The 20,839-nt window shown below is 65.3% G+C and carries 1 protein-coding gene (only partly in view); it reads left to right on the top strand.

Features of this window, described 5'->3' with window-relative positions:
* Positions 1-20,839, top strand: the end of a protein-coding gene (locus tag B9Z51_RS10915) for an Ig-like domain-containing protein (RefSeq protein WP_108374451.1). The gene continues 31,883 nt to the left of window position 1, outside the view; only the last 20,839 of its 52,722 coding nucleotides appear in the window; its start codon lies beyond the left edge, outside the window; the stop codon is at positions 20,837-20,839.

Below are 20,839 nucleotides of genomic sequence, written 5' to 3'. Positions count from 1 at the left end.
TGACGCAGCGACAGCCGCGCAAGCTGCCGCCACAGCGGCTGGTGAAACAGTTCCATCCAGCGTGGCCACTGCCAACGCCGCAGCCACAGCTGCAAGCGCAGCAGGTACTTCAGCCACCGCATCTGCGACCGCCAGCGAAACGGCAACCGACGCCAAAGTGGCCAGCTTGGCCACGGCAGCCGCCAGTGCCGCAACTGCCGCCACAACAGCTGCCGCAGCAGCGACAGCTGCGAAGGCAGCTCTTGACAACGCCGTCGCCGCTCTGAGTGATCCGGCAACGCCAGCTGAACTGGCAGACGTCGAAGCCAAGCAAGCCGCCGCACTGACTGCTGCAGTTGATGCAGCTGCCAAAGCTGCAACAGCGATTGCCGCAGCGACAGCAGCGCAAGAAGCAGCTACGGCCGCCGGTGAGTCTGAACCTGCCAGCGTAGCCACTGCCAACGCCACTGCCACAGCTGCAAGCGCAGCAGGCACCGACGCCACCGCATCCGCCACCGCCAGCGAAACTGCGACAGACGCCAAAGTGGCCAGCTTGGCCACGGCTGCTGCCAGTGCCGCGACTGCCGCCAGTACGGCTGTAGCTGCAGCGACTGCAGCCAAGACGGCTTTGGACAGCGCCGTTGCCGCATTGAGCGATCCAGCAACACCAGCTCAATTGGCAGACGTCGAAGCCAAGCAAGCAGCAGCACTGACGGCTGCCGCTGATGCCTCAGCCAAAGCTACAGCAGCGACTGCTGCTGCGACTGCCGCTCAGGCAGCAGCCTCAGCAGCGAACGAAGCCGAACCTGCCAGCGTGGCCACTGCCAACGCCGCTGCCACAGCTGCAAACGCAGCAGCCACCGACGCCGCCACATCAGCCACCGCCAGTGAAACGGCAACCGACGCCAAAGTGGCCAGCTTGGCCACCGCTGCTGCCAATGCCGCAACTGCCGCCACAACAGCTGCCGCAGCAGCGACTGCTGCTAAGACAGCGTTGGACAACGCCGTCGCCGCTCTGAGCGATCCTGCAACGCCTTCAGAACTGGCAGACGTTGAAGCCAAGCAGGCAGCCGCACTCACTGCTGCAGTTGATGCAGCCGCCAAAGCTGCAGTGGCGACAGCGGCTGCAACAGCAGCGCAAGTAGCAGCCACAACGGCGGGTGAAACAGTGCCTGCCAGCGTGGCTAGTGCAAACGCCGCTGCCACCGCTGCAAGCGCAGCTGTCACCGCCGCCACCGCATCGGCCACGGCCAGCGAAACAGCGACCGACGCCAAAGTGGCCAGCTTGGCCACAGCTGCTGCCAGTGCCGCGACTGCCGCCAGTGCGGCTGCAACAGCAGCGAATGCAGCCAAGACAGCTTTGGACAACGCCGTCGCAGCCCTGAGCGATCCAGCAACGCCAGCTCAATTGGCAGACGTTGAAGCCAAGCTGGCCGCAGCGCAAGTTGCCGCTGCTGATGCGGTTACCAAAGCTGCAGCAGCGACAGCTGCAGCAACAGCAGCGCAAGCAGCAGCCACGGCTGCCGGTGAATCTGAACCTGCCAGCGTCGCCACTGCCACCTCTGCTGCCACAGCTGCAAGCGCAGCAGGCACTGACGCCACAGCATCAGCCACCGCCAGCGAAACCGCAACCGACATCAAAGTGGCCAGCTTGGCCACCGCTGCTGACAATGCCGCGACGGCCGCCACAACAGCTGCCGCAGCAGCGACTGCAGCCAAGACGGCGTTGGACAACGCCGTCGCCGCTCTGAGCGATCCTGCAACGCCTGCGCAATTGACAGACGTTGAAGCCAAGCAGGCTGCAGCATTGACTGCTGCAGTTGATGCGGCTGCTAAAGCTGCAGCAGCAACAGCTGCAGCGACAGCAGCGCAAGAAGCAGCTACGGCCGCCGGTGAATCTGAACCTGCCAGCGTAGCCACCGCCAACGCTGCTTCCGCCGCTGCAAGCGCAGCTGTTACTGGAGCCACCGCATCGGCCACGGCCAGTGAAACCGCAACGGATGCCAAAGTGGCCAGCTTGGCCACCGCTGCTGCCAGTGCCGCGACTGCCGCCAGTGCGGCTGCAGCAGCAGCGACTGCTGCTAAGACAGCGTTGGACAACGCCGTCGCCGCTCTGAGCGATCCTGCAACGCCTGCTCAATTGGCAGACGTTGAAGCCAAGCAAGCAAACGCATTGACTGCCGCCGCTGATGCAGCCGCCGAAGCCTCAGCAGCGACTGACGCAGCGACAGCCGCGCAAGCTGCCGCCACAGCAGCTGGTGAATCTGAACCTGCCAGCGTGGCCACTGCCAACGCTGCTGCCGCAGCTGCAAGCGCAGCAGGTACTTCAGCCACCGCATCTGCGACCGCCAGCGAAACGGCAACCGACGCCAAAGTGGCCAGCTTGGCCACGGCAGCCGCCAGTGCCGCGACTGCCGCCACAACGGCTGCAGCAGCAGCGACTGCTGCGAAGACAGCTTTGGACAACGCCGTCGCCGCTCTGAGCGATCCGGCAACGCCAGCTCAATTGGCTGAAGTCGAAACCAAGCAAGCGGCAGCGCTCGCTGCCGCTGCTGATGCGGTTACCAAAGCTGCCGCAGCGACTGTTGCTGCAAATGCAGCCCAAGCTGCCGCCACAGCGGCGGGTGAAACAGTTCCATCCAGCGTGGCCACTGCCAACGCAGCCGCCACAGCTGCAAGCGCAGCAGGCACCGACGCGACCGCATCGGCCACAGCCAGCGAAACCGCAACCGACGCCAAAGTCGCGGGCCTGGCCACCGCCGCCACCAATGCTGCAACTGCCGCCACATCAGCGGCCGCAGCCGCGACAGCTGCGAAGACGGCTTTGGAAAGCGCAGTCGCGGCTCTCAGCGATCCGGCAACGCCAGCTGAACTGGCAGACGTCGAGGCCAAGCAAGCCGCAGCACTGACAGCCGCCGCTGATGCAGCCGCCAAAGCCTCTGCGGCCACTGCCGCAGCGACAGCAGCCCAAGCCGCAGCCACAGCCGCGAATGAAGCCGAACCAGCCAGCGTGGCCACTGCCAACGCCGCTGCCGCCGCTTCTAACGCAGCAGGCACCGACGCAACAGCTTCGGCCAACGCCAGCGAAAGTGCGACCGATGCCAAAGTAGCCAGCTTGGCCACAGCAGCCGCCAATGCCGCAAGCGCCGCCACAACAGCTGCAGCAACGGCAACATCGGCCAAGAACGCTTTGGAGAGCGCCGTCGCAGCATTGAGTGACCCGGCATCGACAGCAGAACTGGCAGATCTGCAAGCCAAGCAGACCGCAGCGCAAGCTGCCGCCGCTGATGCAGCCACCAAAGCCTCAGCGGCGACAGCGGCTGCGACCGCAGCTCAGGCGGCAGCCACAGCCGCGAATGAAGCCGATCCAGCCAGCGTTGCCATTGCCAACGCCGCCGCAGCAGCTGCAAGCGCAGCGAGTACAGCTGCGGCGTCATCGGCTGCTGCCAGTGAAGCCGCAACAGGAAGCCAATTGGCCAGCTTGGCCACGGCAGCTGCCAATGCCGCGACGGCCGCAACAACAGCTGCTGCCGCAGCAACAGCGGCCAAGACTGCGCTGGACAGCGCCGTAGCAGCCATGAGCAGTCCGGCAACGCCCGCTGAACTGACTGACATCGAAGTCAAACAAGCCGCAGCGCAAGCTGCGGCAGTCGACGCAAGCGCTGCCGCCCAAGCGGCGACCGCTGCTGCAAATGCAGCCCAAGCTGCCGCCACAGCGGCGGGTGAAACAGTGCCTGCCAGCGTGGCAACAGCCAACGCTGCCGCCACGGCTGCAAACGCAGCGGGCACGGACGCCAGTGCAGCGGCCACGGCCAGCGAAACCGCGACCGACGCCAAAGTAGCCAGCTTGGCCACGGCAGCTGCCAATGCCGCGACGACTGCAACAACAGCTGCTGCCGCAGCAACAGCGGCCAAGACTGCGCTGGACAGCGCCGTAGCAGCCATGAGCGATCCTGCAACGCCAGATCAATTGACAGACGTTGAAGCCAAGCAGGCCGCAGCACTGACTGCCGCTGCTGATGCGGCTGCCAAAGCTGCAGCGGCGACAGCGGCTGCAACAGCGGCGCAAGAAGCAGCCACGGCTGCCGGTGAATCTGAACCTGCCAGCGTGGCCACAGCCAACGCTGCAGCCACCGCTGCAAGCGCCGCAGGCACCGACGCCACCACATCGGCCACGGCCAGCGAAACTGCGACGGATACCAAAGTGGCCAACTTGGCCACGATTGCTGCCAGTGCCGCGACTGCCGCCACAACGGCTGCCGCAAACGCAACAGCGGCCAAGACTGCGTTGGACAACGCCGTTGCCGCCCTGAGTGATCCGGCAACGCCAGCTGAAATTGCAGACGTCGAAGCCAAGCAAGCTGCAGCACTGACTGCCGCCGCTGATGCGGCTACTAAAGCTACAGCAGCGACAGCTGCTGCAACAGCGGCGCAAGCTGCCGCCACAGCGGCTGGGGAAACAGTTCCAGCCAGCGTGGCAACAGCCAACGCCGCTGCCACAGCTGCCAGCGCAGCAGGCACCGACGCCACAACATCGGCCACCGCCAGCGAAACGGCAACCGACGCCAAAGTGGCCAGCCTGGCCACCGCCGCCACCTATGCCGCGACGGCCGCAACAACAGCTGCAGCAGCAGCGACAGCTGCGAAGGCCGCTTTGGACAACGCCGTTGCAGCCCTGAGCGATCCTGCAACGCCAGATCAATTGACAGACGTTGAAGCCAAGCAGGCCGCAGCGAAAGCTGCCGCTGCTGATGCGGCTGCCAAAGCTGCAGCGGCGACTGTTGCTGCAAATGCAGCCCAAGCTGCCGCCACAGCGGCGGGTGAAACAGTTCCATCCAGCGTGGCCGCCGCCAACGCCGCCGCCACAGCTGCAAGCGCAGCAGGCACCGACGCCACCGCATCGGCCACAGCCAGCGAAACCGCAACCGACGCCAAAGTAGCCAGCTTGGCCACGGCAGCAACCAATGCTGCAACTGCTGCCACAACAGCTGCTGCCGCAGCAACAGCGGCCAAGACAGCTTTGGACGGCGCCGTAGCAGCCATGAGCAGTCCGGCAACGCCCGCTGAACTGACTGACGTCGAAGTCAAACAAGCCGCAGCGCAAGCTGCGGCAGTCGACGCAAGCGCTGCCGCCCAAGCGGCGACCGCTGCTGCAAATGCAGCCCAAGCTGCCGCCACAGCAGCTGGTGAAACAGTGCCTGCCAGCGTGGCAACAGCCAACGCTGCCGCCACAACTGCAAACGCAGCGGGCACGGACGCCAGTGCAGCGGCCACGGCCAGCGAAACCGCGACCGACGCCAAAGTCGCGGACCTGGCCACAGTCGCCGCCAATGCCGCAAGTGCCGCCACAACAGCTGCCGCAACGGCCATAGCAGCCAAGACTGCGTTGGACAACGCCGTCGCTGGACTCAGCGATCCGGCAACGCCAGCTGAACTGGCAGACGTCGAAGCCAAGCAAGCCGCCGCACTGACTGCCGCCGCTGATGCCGCTGTCAAAGCTGCAGCGGCGATAGCGACTGCGACCGCAGCTCAGGCAGCAGCCACAGCGGCTGGTGAAACAGCTCCATCCAGCGTTGCTGCTGCCAATGCTGCCGCCACAGCGGCAAGCGCAGCGGGCACCGACGCCACCGCTGCGGCCACCGCCAGCGAAACTGCGACGGATGCGAAAGTGGCCAGCTTGGCCACGGCAGCTGCCAATGCTGCAACTGCTGCCAGTGCAGCCGCTGCAACCGCAACAGCGGCCAAGACTGCGCTGGACAATGCCGTTGCTGCACTGAGCAGTCCCGCCACTCCAGCGCAATTGATCGAAGTTGAAGCCAAGCAAGCCGCTGCACTGACTGCCGCCGCAGATGCAGCCGCACAAGCCGCAGCGGCGACAGCAGCTGCTCTAGCGGCGCAGTTGGCAGCCACGGCTGCCGGTGAAGGCGAACCTGCCAGCGTTGCTGCTGCCAACACTGCTGCTACAGCAGCAAGCGCATCGAGCACCGACGCCACCGCATCGGCTACAGCCAGCGAAACTGCAACCGACGCCAAAGTGGCTGACCTGGCCACCGCTGCTGCCAATGCTGCAAGCGCCGCCAGTGCAGCCGCTGCAACCGCAACAGCGGCCAAGACCGCGTTGGACAGCGCAGTTGCAGCCCTGAGTGATCCTGCAACGCCAGCTGAACTGGCTGACATCGAAACCAAGCAAGCCGCAGCGCAAGCTGCCGCCACCGAGGCCGCAGCGAAAGCACAAGCAGCAACAGACGCGGCGACAGCCGCACAAGCTGCCGCCACAGCGGCTGGTGAAACTCCGCCAGACAGCGTGGCCGTCGCCAACGCCGCAGCCGCCGCTGCAAGTGCAGCAGGCACCGATGCCACCACATCTGCCACCGCCAGCGAAACCGCGACGGACGCCAAAGTGGCCAGCTTGGCCGCAGCAGCCGCCAGTGCCGCGACCGCCGCCAGTGCAGCCGCTGCAACCGCAACAGCGGCCAAGACCGCGTTGGACAGCGCAGTTGCAGCCCTGAGTGATCCTGCAACGTCAGCTGAACTGGCTGACATCGAAACCAAGCAAGCCGCAGCGCAAGCTGCCGCCACCGACGCCGCAGCGAAAGCACAAGCCGCAACAGACGCGGCGACAGCCGCACAAGCTGCCGCCACAGCGGCTGGTGAAACACCGCCAGACACCGTGGCCGCCGCCAACGCCGCAGCCGCCGCTGCAAGTGCAGCGGGCACCGACGCCACCACATCGGCAGCCGCCAGCGAAACTGCGACAGACGCCAAAGTGGCTGACCTGGCCACCGCTGCCGCCAATGCTGCAAGCGCCGCGACTGCAGCCGCTGCAATAGCGACTGCGGCCAAGACGGCTCTGGACAGCGCCGTTGCAGCCCTGAGTGATCCCGCAACGCCAGCTGAACTGGCTGATATCGAAACCAAGCAAGCCGCAGCGCAAGCTGCCGCCACCGACGCCGCAGCGAAAGCACAAGCAGCAACAGACGCGGCGACAGCCGCACAAGCTGCCGCCACAGCGGCTGGTGAAACACCGCCAGACACCGTGGCCGCCGCCAACGCCGCAGCCGCCGCTGCAAGTGCAGCGGGCACCGACGCCACCGCATCGGCCACTGCCAGCGAAACTGCAACCGACGCCAAAGTGGCCAGCTTGGCCGCAGCAGCCGCCAATGCCGCGACCGCCGCCAGTGCAGCCGCTGCAACCGCAGCAGCGGCCAAGACCGCGTTGGACAGCGCAGTTGCAGACTTGAGCGATCCCGCAACGCCAGCTCAATTAGCAGAAGTCGAAGCCAAGCAGGCCGCAGCTCAAGCTGCAGCCGCTGATGCCGCTGCCAAAGCTGCAGCGGCGACATCTGCAGCGACAGCAGCGCAAGCAGCAGCCACGGCCGCCGGTGAATCTGAACCTGCCAGCGTAGCCATTGCCAACGCAGCAGCCGCAGCGGCAAGCGCAGCAGGCACCGATGCCACCACATCGGCAGCCGCCAGCGAAACTGCGACAGACGTCAAAGTCGCGGACCTGGCCACAGTCGCCGCCAATGCCGCGACCGCCGCCAGTGCAGCCGCTGCAACCGCAACAGCGGCCAAGACCGCGTTGGACAGCGCCGTTGCCGCATTGAGCGATCCCGCAACGCCTGCGCAATTGACAGACGTTGAAACCAAACAAGCCGCAGCGCAAGCTGCCGCTGCTGATGCCGCCAACAAAGCTGCAGCTGCAACAGCTGCTGCAACAGCCGCGCAAGCTGTTGCAGCAGCAGCCGGTGAAGCCGAACCTGCTAGCGTGGCCACTGCCAACGCCGCTGCCACAACTGCAAGTGCAGCGAGTGCTGATGCCACCACATCTGCCACAGCCAGCGAAACCGCGACGGATGCCAAAGTGGCCAGCTTGGCCACGGCAGCAGCCAGTGCCGCGACTGCCGCGAGTACGGCTGCTGCAACAGCAACAGCGGCCAAGACAGCGCTGGACAGCGCCGTTGCAGCGATGAGCGATCCGGCAACGCCAGCTGAACTGGCAGACGTCGAAGCCAAACAGGCCGCCGCACTGACTGCCGCTGCTGATGCGGCTGCCAATGCAGCCGCAGCAATAGCTGCCGCGACAGCAGCCCAAGCCGCTGCTGCAGCCGCTAACGAATCAGTGCCTGCCAGCGTGGTAATTGCCAACGTCGCTGCCACAGCTGCAAGCGCAGCGAGTACTGACGCCAGTGCATCGGCCACGGCTAGCGAAACAGCGACAGACGCCAAAGTTTCTGACCTGGCCACAGTCGCTGCCGATGCCGCAACTGCCGCAACAACGGCTGCTGCAACAGCAACAGCGGCCAAGACAGCGCTGGACAGCGCCATTGCAGCGATGAGCGATCCGGCAACGCCAGCTGAACTGGCAGACGTCGAAGCCAAACAGGCCGCCGCACTGACTGCTGCAGTTGATGCAGCTGTCAAAGCTGGCGCAGCGACTGCCGCAGCGACTGCAGCCCAAGCCGCAGCCACAGCCGCTAACGAAGCCGAACCTTCCAGCGTGGCCACTGCCAACGCCGCAGCTGCAAGCACAGCGGGCACCGACGCCACAGCTTCGGCTGCTGCCAGCGAAACCGCAACCGACGCCAAAGTCGCCAGCTTGGCCACAGCTGCCGCCAATGCAGCAACTGCAGCGACAACGGCTGCTGCAGCTGCGACAGCTGCGAAGGCCGCTTTGGACAGCGCCGTTGCTGCGATGAGCGATCCGGCAACGCCAGCTCAATTGGCAGACGTTGAAGCCAAGCAAGCCGTAGCATTGACAGCCGCCGCTGATGCAGCTGTCAAAGCTGCCGCAGCGACTGCCGCCGCGACTGCAGCACAAGATGCCGCCATAGCCGCCAATGAAACCGTGCCTGCCAGCGTGGCAACTGCCAACGCCGCAGCCACAGCTGCAAGCGCCGCAGGTACGTCGGCAAGCACTTCAGCCAGTGCCAGCGAAACTGCGACAGACGCCAAAGTGGCTGATCTGGCTGCAGCCGCAGCCAATGCCGCAACAGCCGCTACAACAGCCGCCGCCACCGCAACAGCAGCCAAGACCGCACTGGACGGTGCCGTTGCCGCGCTGAGCAACCCCGCAACATCCGCCGAACTGGCTGCCGTTGAAGCTGCGCAAATTGCAGCGCAAGTTGCAGCATCTGATGCCGCAGATAAAGCTGCAGCAGCGACAGCCGCTGCAAATGCAGCCCAAGCCGCAGCTGCAGCCGCTAACGAAACAGTGCCTGCCAGCGTGGCAATTGCCAACGCCGCTGCCACAGCTGCAAGCGCAGCGAGTACTGACGCCAGTGCATCGGCCACGGCCAGCGAAACCGCAACCGACGCCAAAGTCGCGGACCTGGCCACAGTCGCCGCCAATGCCGCAACTGCCGCCACAACAGCTGCAGCAGCAGCGACAGCTGCCAAGACAGCCTTGGACAACGCCGTCTCGGCTCTGAGCGATCCGGCAACGCCCGCTGAACTAGCAGACGTTGAAGCCAAGCAGGCAGCAGCGATCGCTGCCGCCGCCGATGCCGCTGCCAAAGCAGCCGCAGCAACAGCTGCCGCGACAGCAGCCCAAGCCGCAGCTGCAGCCGCTAACGAAACAGTTCCATCCAGCGTAGCCACTGCCAACGCCGCTGCAACAGTTGCAAGCGCAGCGAGTACTGACGCCAGTGCATCGGCCACGGCCAGCGAAACAGCGACAGACGCCAAAGTTTCTGACCTGGCCACAGTCGCCGCCAATGCCGCGACTGTGGCCAGTGCGGCTGCTGCAACGGCAACAGCGGCCAAGACAGCGCTGGACAGCGCCGTTGCAGCGATGACCGATCCCGCAACGCCAGCTGAACTGACTGACATCGAAGCCAAGCAAGCCGCAGCGCAAGCTGCAGCCGCTGATGCCGCCACCAAAGCTGCAGCTGCAACAGCGGCTGCAATAGCCGCGCAAGCTGTTGCAACAGCAGCCGGTGAAGCCGAACCTGCCAGCGTGGCCACTGCCAACGCCGCTGCTGCCGCGGCAAGCACAGCGGGCACCGACGCCACAGCTTCGGCTGCTGCCAGCGAAACGGCGACAGACGCCAAAGTAGCCAGCTTGGCCATAGCAGCCGCCAATGCCGCAACTGCCGCCACAACGGCTGCCGCAGCAGCGACAGCTGCGAAGGCCGCTCTGGAAAGCGCCGTTGCCGCCCTGAGCGATCCGGCAACGCCTGCTGAACTGGCTGACGTTGAAGCGAAGCAAGTCGTAGCACTGACAGCCGCCGCTGATGCAGCTGTCAAAGCTGCCGCAGCGACTGCGGCTGCTCTAGCGGCACAGTCGGCAGCAACGGCTGCCGGTGAAGGTGAACCTGCCAGCGTTGCTGCTGCCAACACTGCTGTCGCAGCTGCAAGCGCAGCTGGCACCGACGCCACTGCATCAGCTACCGCCAGCGAAACCGCGACTGACGCCAAAGTGGCCGCCCTTGCCACCGCCGCCACCAATGCCGCGACTGCCGCCAGTGCGGCTGCCGCAACGGCAGCAGCGGCTAAGACAGCGCTGGACAGCGCCGTTGCAGCGATGAGCGATCCGGCAACGCCTGCTGAACTGGCAGACGTTGAAACCAAGCAGGCCGCAGCACTGACTGCCGCCGCTGATGCAGCCGCCAAAGCCTCAGCAGCCACAGCTGCTGCGACAGCCGCACAAGCTGCCGCCACAGCAGCTGGTGAATCTGAACCTGCCAGCGCAGCCACTGCCAACGCCGCCGCCACAGCTGCAAGCACAGCGGGCACCGACGCCACCGCATCAGCTACCGCCAGCGAAACGGCAACCGACGCCAAAGTGGCCAGCTTGGCCACAGCAGCCGCAAATGCCGCGACCGCCGCGACAGCTGCGGAAGTGGTAGCGACTGCTGCAAAAACGGCTTTGGACAACGCCGTCTCGGCTCTGAGCGATCCGGCAACGCCCGCTGAACTAGCAGACGTTGAAGCCAAGCAGGCAGCAGCGCTCGCTGCCGCCGCCGATGCCGCTGCCAATGCAGCTGCAGCAACAGCTGCCGCGACAGCAGCCCAAGCCGCAGCTGCAGCCGCTAACGAAACAGTTCCATCCAGCGTAGCCACTGCCAACGCCGCTGCAACAGTTGCAAGCGCAGCGAGTACTGACGCCAGTGCATCGGCCACGGCCAGCGAAACAGCGACAGACGCCAAAGTTTCTGACCTGGCCACAGTCGCCGCCAATGCCGCGACTGCCGCGACAACGGCTGCTGCAATGGCAACAGCGGCCAAGACAGCGCTGGACAGCGCCGTTGCAGCGATGAGCGATCCCGCAACGCCAACTGAACTGACTGACATCGAAGCCAAGCAAGCCGCAGCGCAAGCTGCCGCTGCTGATGCTTCTGCTAAAGCTGCAGCCGCAGCAGCTGCCGCAATAGCCGCGCAAGCTGCCGCCACAGAGGCTGGTGAAACAACGCCATCCAGCGTGGTAACAGCCAACGCTGCAGCCATAGCTGCAAGCGCCGCAGTTACTGCAGCCACCGTATCTGCCACAGCCAGCGAAACCGCGACGGATGCCAAAGTGGCGAGCTTGGCCATAGCAGCCGCCAATGCCGCGATTGCCGCGACAGCAGCCGCAACGGCAGCTACAGCGGCCAAGACTGCGCTCAACAACGCCGTTGCCGCTCTGAGCGATCCGGCAACGCCTGCTGAACTGGCAGACGTTGAAGCGAAGCAAGCCGTAGCACTGACAGCCGCCGCTGATGCAGCTGTCAAAGCTGCCGCAGCGACTGCGGCTGCTCTAGCGGCACAGTCGGCAGCAACGGCTGCCGGTGAAGGCGAACCTGCCAGCGTTGCTGCTGCCAACACTGCTGCTACAGAAGCAAGCGCATCGAGCACCGACGCCACCACATCGGCAGCCGCCAGCGAAACCGCGACGGACGCCAAAGTGGCCAGCTTGGCCGCAGCAGCCGCCAATGCTGCAACTGCCGCCACAACAGCCGCAGCAGCAGTGACAGCGGCCAAGACTGTGCTGGACAGCGCCGTTGCCGCATTGAGCGATCCCGCAACGCCTGCGCAATTGACCGACGTTGAAGCGAAGCAAGCAGCAGCGCTCACTGCCGCCGCTGATGCTGCTGCCAAAGCAGCCGCCGCAACAGCTGCAGCGACAGCAGCGCAAGCTGCAGCCACGGCCGCCGGTGAATCTGAACCTGCCAGCGTAGCCATTGCCAACGCTGCCGCCGCAGCTGCAAGCTCAGCGAGCACCGACGCCACTACATCGGCAGCCGCCAGCGAAACTGCAACCGACGCCAAAGTGGCCAGCTTGGCCGCAGCAGCCGCCAATGCCGCGACCGCCGCCAGTGCGGCCGCTGCAACCGCAACAGCGGCCAAGACCGCGTTGGACAGCGCAGTTGCCGCATTGAGCGATCCCGCAACGCCTGCGCAATTGACCGACGTTGAAGCGAAGCAAGCAGCAGCACTGACTGCCGCAACGGATGCTGCTGCCAAAGCAGCCGCCGCAACAGCTGCAGCGACAGCAGCGCAAGCTGCCGCCACAGTCGCGAATGAAGTCGAACCAGCCAGCGTTGCAGACGCCAACGCCGCAGCCACAGCGGCAAGCGCAGCAGGCACCGACGCCACCACATCGGCAGCCGCCAGCGAAACTGCAACCGACGCCAAAGTGGCCAGCTTGGCCGCAGCAGCCGCCAATGCTGCAACTGCCGCCACAACAGCCGCAGCAGCAGTGACAGCGGCCAAGACTGCGCTGGACAGCGCCGTTGCCGCATTAAGCGATCCCGCAACGCCTGCGCAATTGACCGATGTTGAAGCGAAGCAAGCAGCAGCGCTCACTGCCGCCGCTGATGCCGCTGCCAAAGCAGCCGCCGCAACATCTGTAGCGACAGCAGCGCAAGCTGCCGCCACGGCTGCGAATGAAGTCGCACCAGCCAGCGTTGCAGACGCCAACGCTGCCGCCACAGCGGCAAGCGCAGCAGGCACCGACGCCACCACATCGGCAGCCGCCAGCGAAACTGCGACAGACGCCAAAGTGGCTGATCTGGCTGCAGCCGCAGCCAATGCCGCAACAGCTGCGACAACAGCCGCCGCCACCGCAACAGCAGCCAAGACCGCACTGGACGGTGCCGTTGCCGCGCTGAGCAACCCCGCAACATCCGCCGAACTGACTACCGTTGAAGCTGCGCAAATTGCAGCGCAAGTTGCAGCAGCTGATGCCGCAGCTAAAGCCTCAGCAGCGACAGCCGTTGCAAATGCAGCCCAAGCCGCAGCTGCAGCCGCTAACGAAACAGTGCCTGCCAGCGTGGCAACTGCCAACGCTGCAGCCACTGTGGCAATTGCAGCGAGCACAGCCGCCACAACATCGGCCACGGCCAGCGAAACCGCAACCGACGCCAAAGTCGCGGACCTGGCCACAGTCGCCGCCAATGCCGCAACAGCTGCTACAACAGCTGCCGCAGCAGCGACAGCGGCCAAGACGGCTTTGGACAACGCCGTTTCCGCATTGAGCGATCCCGCAACACCAGCTCAATTGAGCGATATTGAAGCCAAGCAAGCCGCAGCGCTGACAGCTTCAGCAGATGCCGCAGCGAAAGCAAAAGCTGCAACAGCCGCTGCGACTGCAGCCCAGGAAGCAGCCACAGCCGCCAACGAAGTCGTGCCTGCCAGTGTGGCCACTGCCAACGCTGCCGCCACCGCTGCAAGCACAGCGGGCACCGACGCCACCGCTTCGGCCACAGCCAGCGAAACAGCAACCGACGCCAAGGTGGCAGACCTTGCAACAGCTTCCGCCAATGCGGCCACTGCCGCCACAACGGCAGCTGCAACGGCAATAACGACCAAGACAGCTTTGAACAACGCTGTCGCCGCACTGAGCAGTCCAGCAACGCCAGCAGAGTTGGCGGACATCGAAGCCAAACAAACCGCAGCTCAGGCCGCAGCCACTGATGCCGCAGCCCAAGCCACAGCCGCAACAGCTGCAGCCACAGCAGCCCAGGCCGCCGCCACTGCCGCCAACGAAACCGAACCTGCCAGCGTGGCTGCCGCCAACGCCGCTTCGGGTGCAGCGGCTGCAGCAGCGCAGCAGGCCGCAGCGGCCGTGCTGGGCAGCTCGGCGCAGGCTGACCTGACGGCGTCGGCTGATTTGAATGTGTACACGCTGGCCGGTGTGGCCGGTGTGGGGGGCTCAGCTCAGCCCAGCGCGGCCATGGTCAACAGTGTGCTGGCCGATCGGGACATCACCGGCGTGCAAGCCGACAGCGCTGCAGACGTTCAGGTGATCGTGGATGCTTATGCCGCTGTCTTGCAAAGCGCAGATGGCCAGGCCAGCAACAGCACGCCCCCAACGTCAGCGCAATATGCGGAGCTGGGCGTCAATGGCATGGACAGCGCCTTGAAGCTGGACTTGCTGGGTGAAGTGATTGACGGCAAAACCGCAGCCGATGTGGACAGTGTGGCCAAGCTGCAGGCGCTGGCCGATGCTGTGCAGGCGGTGGTGGCGAGTGCCGCAGGCCAAGGCGTGGCAACGATGGCGCAATTGCAGACTTTGGGCATTACAGGTGTGACGGCAGGCAATTTGTCTGCCGTGCAGTCGGCCCTGGCTGCGTCTGCCGATGATGGCTCGGGTGTGAGCACCTTGGGGGCCTTGCAAGCCATGGTGGATGCCTGCACGCGCATCCTGGCGGAAGCCAATGGCGCAGCAGGAGACGCCGACAGCGCTGTCAATCCGGGCGCTGCTGACTACCAAGCGATGGGGGTCGATTTGGGCCTCTTGCGTGGCAACGCCAGCGGCATGGCTTTGTTGCAAGACGTGGTGGCCAGCCAGACCACCTCGGCCGTGGACACCTCAGGCGAAGTGAACGCGCTGGCCCGTGCGGTCCAGGCCGTGTTGTCCCAGGCGCTGGATGCCACGCCTGCCGTGGTGCCTGTGGCGGCAGATTTCGCCTTGATCGGTGCTGCTCAGGCGGCTGCTTTGCGGCCTGGCTCGGCCTCGCTGGCTTTGTTCAACGATCTGATCGCTTCCGCCAACCCGGCCATGCTGGACAGCGTGGCCAAGATCGATGCGCTGGCCAGCCTGGCCGAGCGCTTCATGGTGGTGGCTGCCAGCCAAGCCAGCGCATTGCCTGCCAACCAGGCCCTGAGCCCGGCAGACTTCCTGGCCTTGGGAATTTCTGGCGTGGACAGCGTCAATCTGGCGCAGGTCTTGAGCGCCATCGCCAACACCGCCAATGACGGCAGCCAGATTCAGACGCTGGCGCAGCTGCAAACACTGGTGTTGACCACCGTGCGTGATCAGCAAGCCGCAGTGGATGCGCAAGCCCGCTTGCAGGCCTATGCCAACGACCCCGCCAACGCCGCCGTGCCAAGCCTGGCCGACTACACCTTGCTGGGTGTGAGCGCTGTGAATGCCGACGCAAGGGCATTCCTCAATCAGGCGCTGGCCACACAGTCGTTCAGCGGCGGCATCACGGTGCAGGCCTTGCAGGCCATGGTGGATGCGTACAACCGCATCCAGTCAGAAGCCAATGGCAGCGCCAACGACCTGACCGTGAGCGACCCCACGGCAGCCAACTTCGAGCGCATCGGCGTAGACCTGGGTGTGGCGGCGCAAAGCACGGCCTTGGGGCAAAACGCTTTGGCCTTGCTCAACGATGTCATCGGCGCACAAACGACGCCAGCGGTGCACACCGTGGCGCAGATCGATGCGCTGGCCAGCATCACCTCGGCGCTGCTGGAGACGGCCGCTGGCTTGACGCCTGCACAGACGCTGACACCGGCCGATTTCGCCTTGCTGGGGGTCACGGGCGTCACGGCTCAAAATCTGAACGCAGTGCTGGCTGCCTTGGTCAGCACGCCCGATACCGGGGATGCGATCAACACGCTGGCCCGCTTGCAAAACGTGGTGACTTCGGCATCCAAGCAAGCAAAGGCCATCGGTGTGTTGCAAGCCGTGGTCGATACCCAGTCGGGCAAACCCACCATGGACGATTTGGTGGACGCGGGCCTGACCGGCGTGACCGATGCCAATCGCCTGGCGCTGCTCGATGCACTAAAAACCGGTGCCATCTCGACTGTCACGCCTGCAGCCTTGCAGGCCGTGCTCGATGCCTACCAGTTGGTGCTGGTCGAAGCCAATGGCGGCGCACCCGATGCCAGTGCCGTGAACCCGACAGCAGCCACCTTTGCGGCCATCGGTGCCACTGCCGCCGCCTCGCTGGCAGACGGCTCGGTGGCTCAGCAATTGCTGCTCGATGTGATCGCCAATGCGCAGCCCACAGCGGTCGATCAGGTCAGCAAGATCGACGCCCTGGCCCAGACGGTGGAGGGCCTGATGCACACGGCGGCAGGCCTGGCGGCCAGCCCCGCCTTGAGCGCAGATGACTTTGCCGCGCTAGGCATCTTGGGTGTGGACGCAGCCAATTTGGCCGCTGTGCTGGCCAGCATTGCCGCAGGGCCTGATGATGGCCGTGGCGTGCGCAGCCTGAACGATTTGCAGCAAAGCGTCAGCCAGGTGATCCGCAGCAGCCAGGCGGCCCAGGCGGCCATTGCGGCGGCTTTGGCAGTCATTGCGCAAGCGGCTGACGACACGGCTGCGCCATTGCCGCGTCTGGCCGATTACCTCGTGGCCGGTGTCAGCGGCGTGAACACGAACAACGTGGAGGCCATCAACAGTGTGCTGGCCACCAGCGTGGTGCAGGGCGAGCAGGTCCGCACAGTGGCCCAAATCCAGGCCATGGTGGACGCCTATGCGCTCATCCTGGCCGAAGCCAATGGTGCGGCCGCCGACAGCACGGCGGCCGATCCGCAGGCCGCAACCTATGCGGCCATCGGGGCCACAGCAGCGGCTGCGCTGCCTGATGGCTCTTTTGGCCAGCAGTTGCTCAACCAGGTGATGGCCGACAAGACGGCGTCTGCCATCGACAGCGTGGCCGAGATCGAAGCGCTGGCCCAAACGGTTCAGGCCTTGCTGCTGACGGCTGCCGGTGGCACGCCCAGCGTGGCCTTAAGCGAAGCCGATTTGCAAGCGCTGGGTCTGAGCGGGGTCACGCCGTACAACCTGAGCGCGATTTTGGCGGCGGTGGCCGCGACAGCCGACAACGGCGCTGGTGTGGCCGACCTGGCGGCTTTGCAGAACCTGGTCAACACGGTGCGTGGCGATTTGTTGCAGGTCTTGCAGCGCTATGCCAGCAGCAACAGCGGCGCAGCCCCCACCCTGGCAGATTGGCAGCGTGCCGATGTGCAAGGCGTGGACAGTGTCCATGTGTTTGCCCTCAACAGCGCACTGGTCAGCAGCGCCATCACGGGTGACACGATCAGCAGCTTGCCTGCTGTGCAGGCGCTGGTCGATGCGTATGCCGGCATCCTGGCCGAAGCCAATGGCGCTGCGGCCGATGCCACGCCACAGTCCCAACCGCAGGCGGCAGACTTTGCCCGCGTCGGTGCGGTGAAGGCGGCTGCCTTGTCGCCCGAGGGTCTGCGCCTCATGGATGCGGTGCTGGCCGATCAGCCTTTCTATCTGGTCGACTCGGTGGATGAGCTGGAATCCTTGGCCACCACCGTGGACAAGCTCATGAGCCTGGCCGATGGGCAAGACCCTGCTTCGCCCTTGACCGTGGCCGAGATGCAAGCCTTGGGCATGACCGGTGTGCAAGGCACATCGCTGGTGGCGCTGGCCGAATTGCTCAAGTCGCCAGCGGTCAGCCCGTCTGATCTGCAGTCCATGGCCGATGTGCGCAGCTGGCTGCAGCAAGCAAGCCAAAGCGCGGCGCTGGCCGTGCTCACCCGTTACACGCAAGACACCACGGCGGCCGCGCCCGCTGTGGCCGACTTTGCATATGCGCAGATCACCGGTGTGGACACCCGCAATCTGGCGGCCATCCAGTCGGCTTTGAGCAGTGCGGCCGCCGCAGGCGCAGTGCTGGACACGGCCGCCAAAGTGCAGGCCGTGGTCGATGCGTGTGCGCGCATCCTGGCCGAAGCCAACGGCACGCTGGTAGATGCCACGCCCGACAGCCAGCCCACAGCGGCCGATTACGCCGCCATCGGCGCCACCACAGCTGCGGCCTTGACCGCGCCTGCGCTGGCCTTGCTGAACGACAGCATCGCCAACATGCAAGCGGCCGATGTGTCGACGGTGGCGCAGATCGAGGTTCTGGCCGATACGGTGCAACGCCTGATGGCGGTGGTGGCGGGTCAAGCGGCTTCGCTGAGCGTGGCCGACCTGCAGCGCATGGGTGTGGACACCACGGGCATGTCGGCTGGACAGCTGGCGGTGGTGGTGTCCGAGTTGGCGGCCCTGGCCGACGATGGCCGCGATATGGCCCGTTTGTCTGCCTTGCAAGGTCTGGTCTTTACCGTCACCGACCGCCTGGCCCGCGTGATGGGTGTTCAGCTGTCGAGCGACACCGGTCCTTCGGCCAGCGATTTCATCACGGCCAACAACAACCAGTTCATCAGTGGAACCTTGAACGCGCCGCTGGGCACCTTTGACCGCGTCTATGGCCGACTCGATGGCCTGCAAGTCATGCCCACGGATGCCAACTGGGTGGCCGCAGGCTGGACTGACTTGACCGCGCATGTGGATGGCACCTTGCTGCAGTGGCCGGACGCGCAACTGTTGGCGGGTCCTGCCCGCAGCCTGGTCTTGCAGGTGGTGCGCGACAACGGTGCCGATCCGCTGCGCACCAGCGAGGCTCGGGTGCAGGATTACCGATGGATCAGCGAATTGCCCGCTCAGACAGCGCCGCTCAATGCGCCGGTGCCCGAAGGCGGCAACCCCTCGCCCAGCGGGCTGGTGCGCCTGAAAGTGGACGCCTTGCCGGACGGCACAGCCAATGTGGTCTTGCTGGTCGATGGCCGGGCGGTGCCCAGCTTGTTCCATGTGGCCACGCTGACGCTGATGCCGCTGTCGGCCCTGCCCGAAGGCAGCTGGAATTTGCAGTACCAGTTCCAGGACATGGCGGGCAATGTGTCCACAGGCAGTCCGACCTTGCAGATGCGCATCGTCTCGCCGCAAAACGGTGCGGACCTGGAGTCGCTCGATGGCGACGGCGTGCGCTTTTCCAACGAAAAGAACTTTGGCGACATCAACGGCGATGGCATCGATGATGCCGATCAACGCGATGTGGTCACGTTCCAGACTTCGGCTGGCCAGATCATGGCCATCGACACCACCGGTCAGGGCAACGTTGGCATGGAGGACTTGTTGAGCAATCCTGCCACCAACCCCGGCGGTCAATTGCGGGTGGAGGTGCAAATCGACAGCGTCACCAGCCGCGCGGTCACCGCAGCCGAGCGGGCGCAGGCCTTGTCGGGCAGCCAGCTGGGCAGTGCCGATGTGTTTGCAGCCACCGACGTGATTTCGTTCCGTCACTACCCTCAGGTCGTGCGTCTGGGCGAGGTGGATGAGGCTGCCGTTGATGCCTTGTCTGCACAGGTGCTCAGCGCCTATGTGGGGCAGGTGCATGAAGTCGATGTGAAAGTCGCCGAGGGCCTCTACAACACCTATTTCAAAGTGGGCAGCCAAGGCGTGTGGGCCTTCACCTGGGACGAGGCCAGCGGCACCGGCGCCAAATTCCTGGACAGCAACAGCGACGGGCACATCGATTTGGTGCGCCTGTTCATCCGCGATGGTGGACGTGGCGATGACGATGGCGCCGCGGATGGCGTCGTGCTCGACCCAGGCTTTGTGGCGGCCGTGCGTGAAGCACCGCAAGTGCGCCTGGAGTCTTTCCCCGTGGCCGCCGATGGGGTGATCACGGCGGGTGAAGCCGGGCAGGTGAACTTGTCGGGCAGCACCACGGGCGTGGAAGCGGGCCAGCCCTTGACGGTGGTGTTCAGCGACGGCGTGAACACCGTCACTGCGGTGACCAGCGTGGACAGCCAGGGCCGTTGGGCGCTGCAGGGCGTGGATTTGCGTGTCTTGTCGGATGGGCCCGTGAGCCTGAGTCTGTCGGTCAGCAACCAGGTGGGTGACGCCACCGCTTTGGCCGACACTGTGCAGCTGGACAAGTCGGTGCCCGTTACTGTGCCTGAGCCAGTGCCTGAGCCAGTGCCTGAGCCAGTGCCAGTGCCAGTGCCAGTGCCAGTGCCAGTGCCAGTGCCAGTGCCAGTGCCAGTGCCAGTGCCAGCGCCAGCGCCAGCGCCAGTGCCAGCGCCAGAACCGCCAATATCTGAACCCGCGCCCCTCACGGGCGTGACGGCGTGGCTGGAGCCGCTGACGCAGCAGGAGGCCCCGTTGAACAAAGGCGCGGGTGGCCCTGCCGCATTCATGCCTCTGGATGAGGTGGTGCCCGCAGCCAAAGCGATGGCGCATCGTGCCCCGATGCCATCCTGGGTGGAGGGCACACCTTCGTCCTGGACGCGAGCGACAGCGCCTGCCGTGCCTGAAGATTGGGTCCAGCGGCAGCAAAACCTGGAGCGTGAGGCCATTCGCTTGCGCCAGTTCCTGCAGTTGCTGAGCGAAACCACAACCACGCAGTCCGAGGGCTTGCCTGTGCGCTTGAGCCCCCTGGACGGGGTGTTTGGCGTGCTGCGCGGCTTGCCCGATTTGCAGATCGAAGCGGGGCGAAGCCTGGTTTTCACCCTGCCACCGGACACCTTTGTGCACCATGACCCCAAGGCCGTGGTGCGACTTTCGGTGGACATGCTCGACGGTGAGGCCGCACCACATTGGGTGACTGTCAACCAAAAGACCGGCGTCATCACACTCAACCCGCCAGATGTTCTGGAAGGCGAAGTGGTCTTGCGCCTGATGGCGCTGGACCAGCACGGCCAGGCGGCGGTGACGGTGTTGCGCATCAAGATCGGTGCGGAGGCCCAGCGCACAGGCCGTGTGGGCCTGTCAGACAAATTGGCGCAATCGCGCCAGCTGATGGCTTCTGGCAAACTGCGTGGCGAATGGATGAATTGA

Source organism: Limnohabitans sp. T6-5 (assembly GCF_003063315.1).
Classification (GTDB): Bacteria; Pseudomonadota; Gammaproteobacteria; order Burkholderiales; family Burkholderiaceae_C; genus Limnohabitans_A.
Note: the sequence above shows the minus strand (reverse complement) of the source record. Positions and strands in the feature narration are given on the sequence as shown.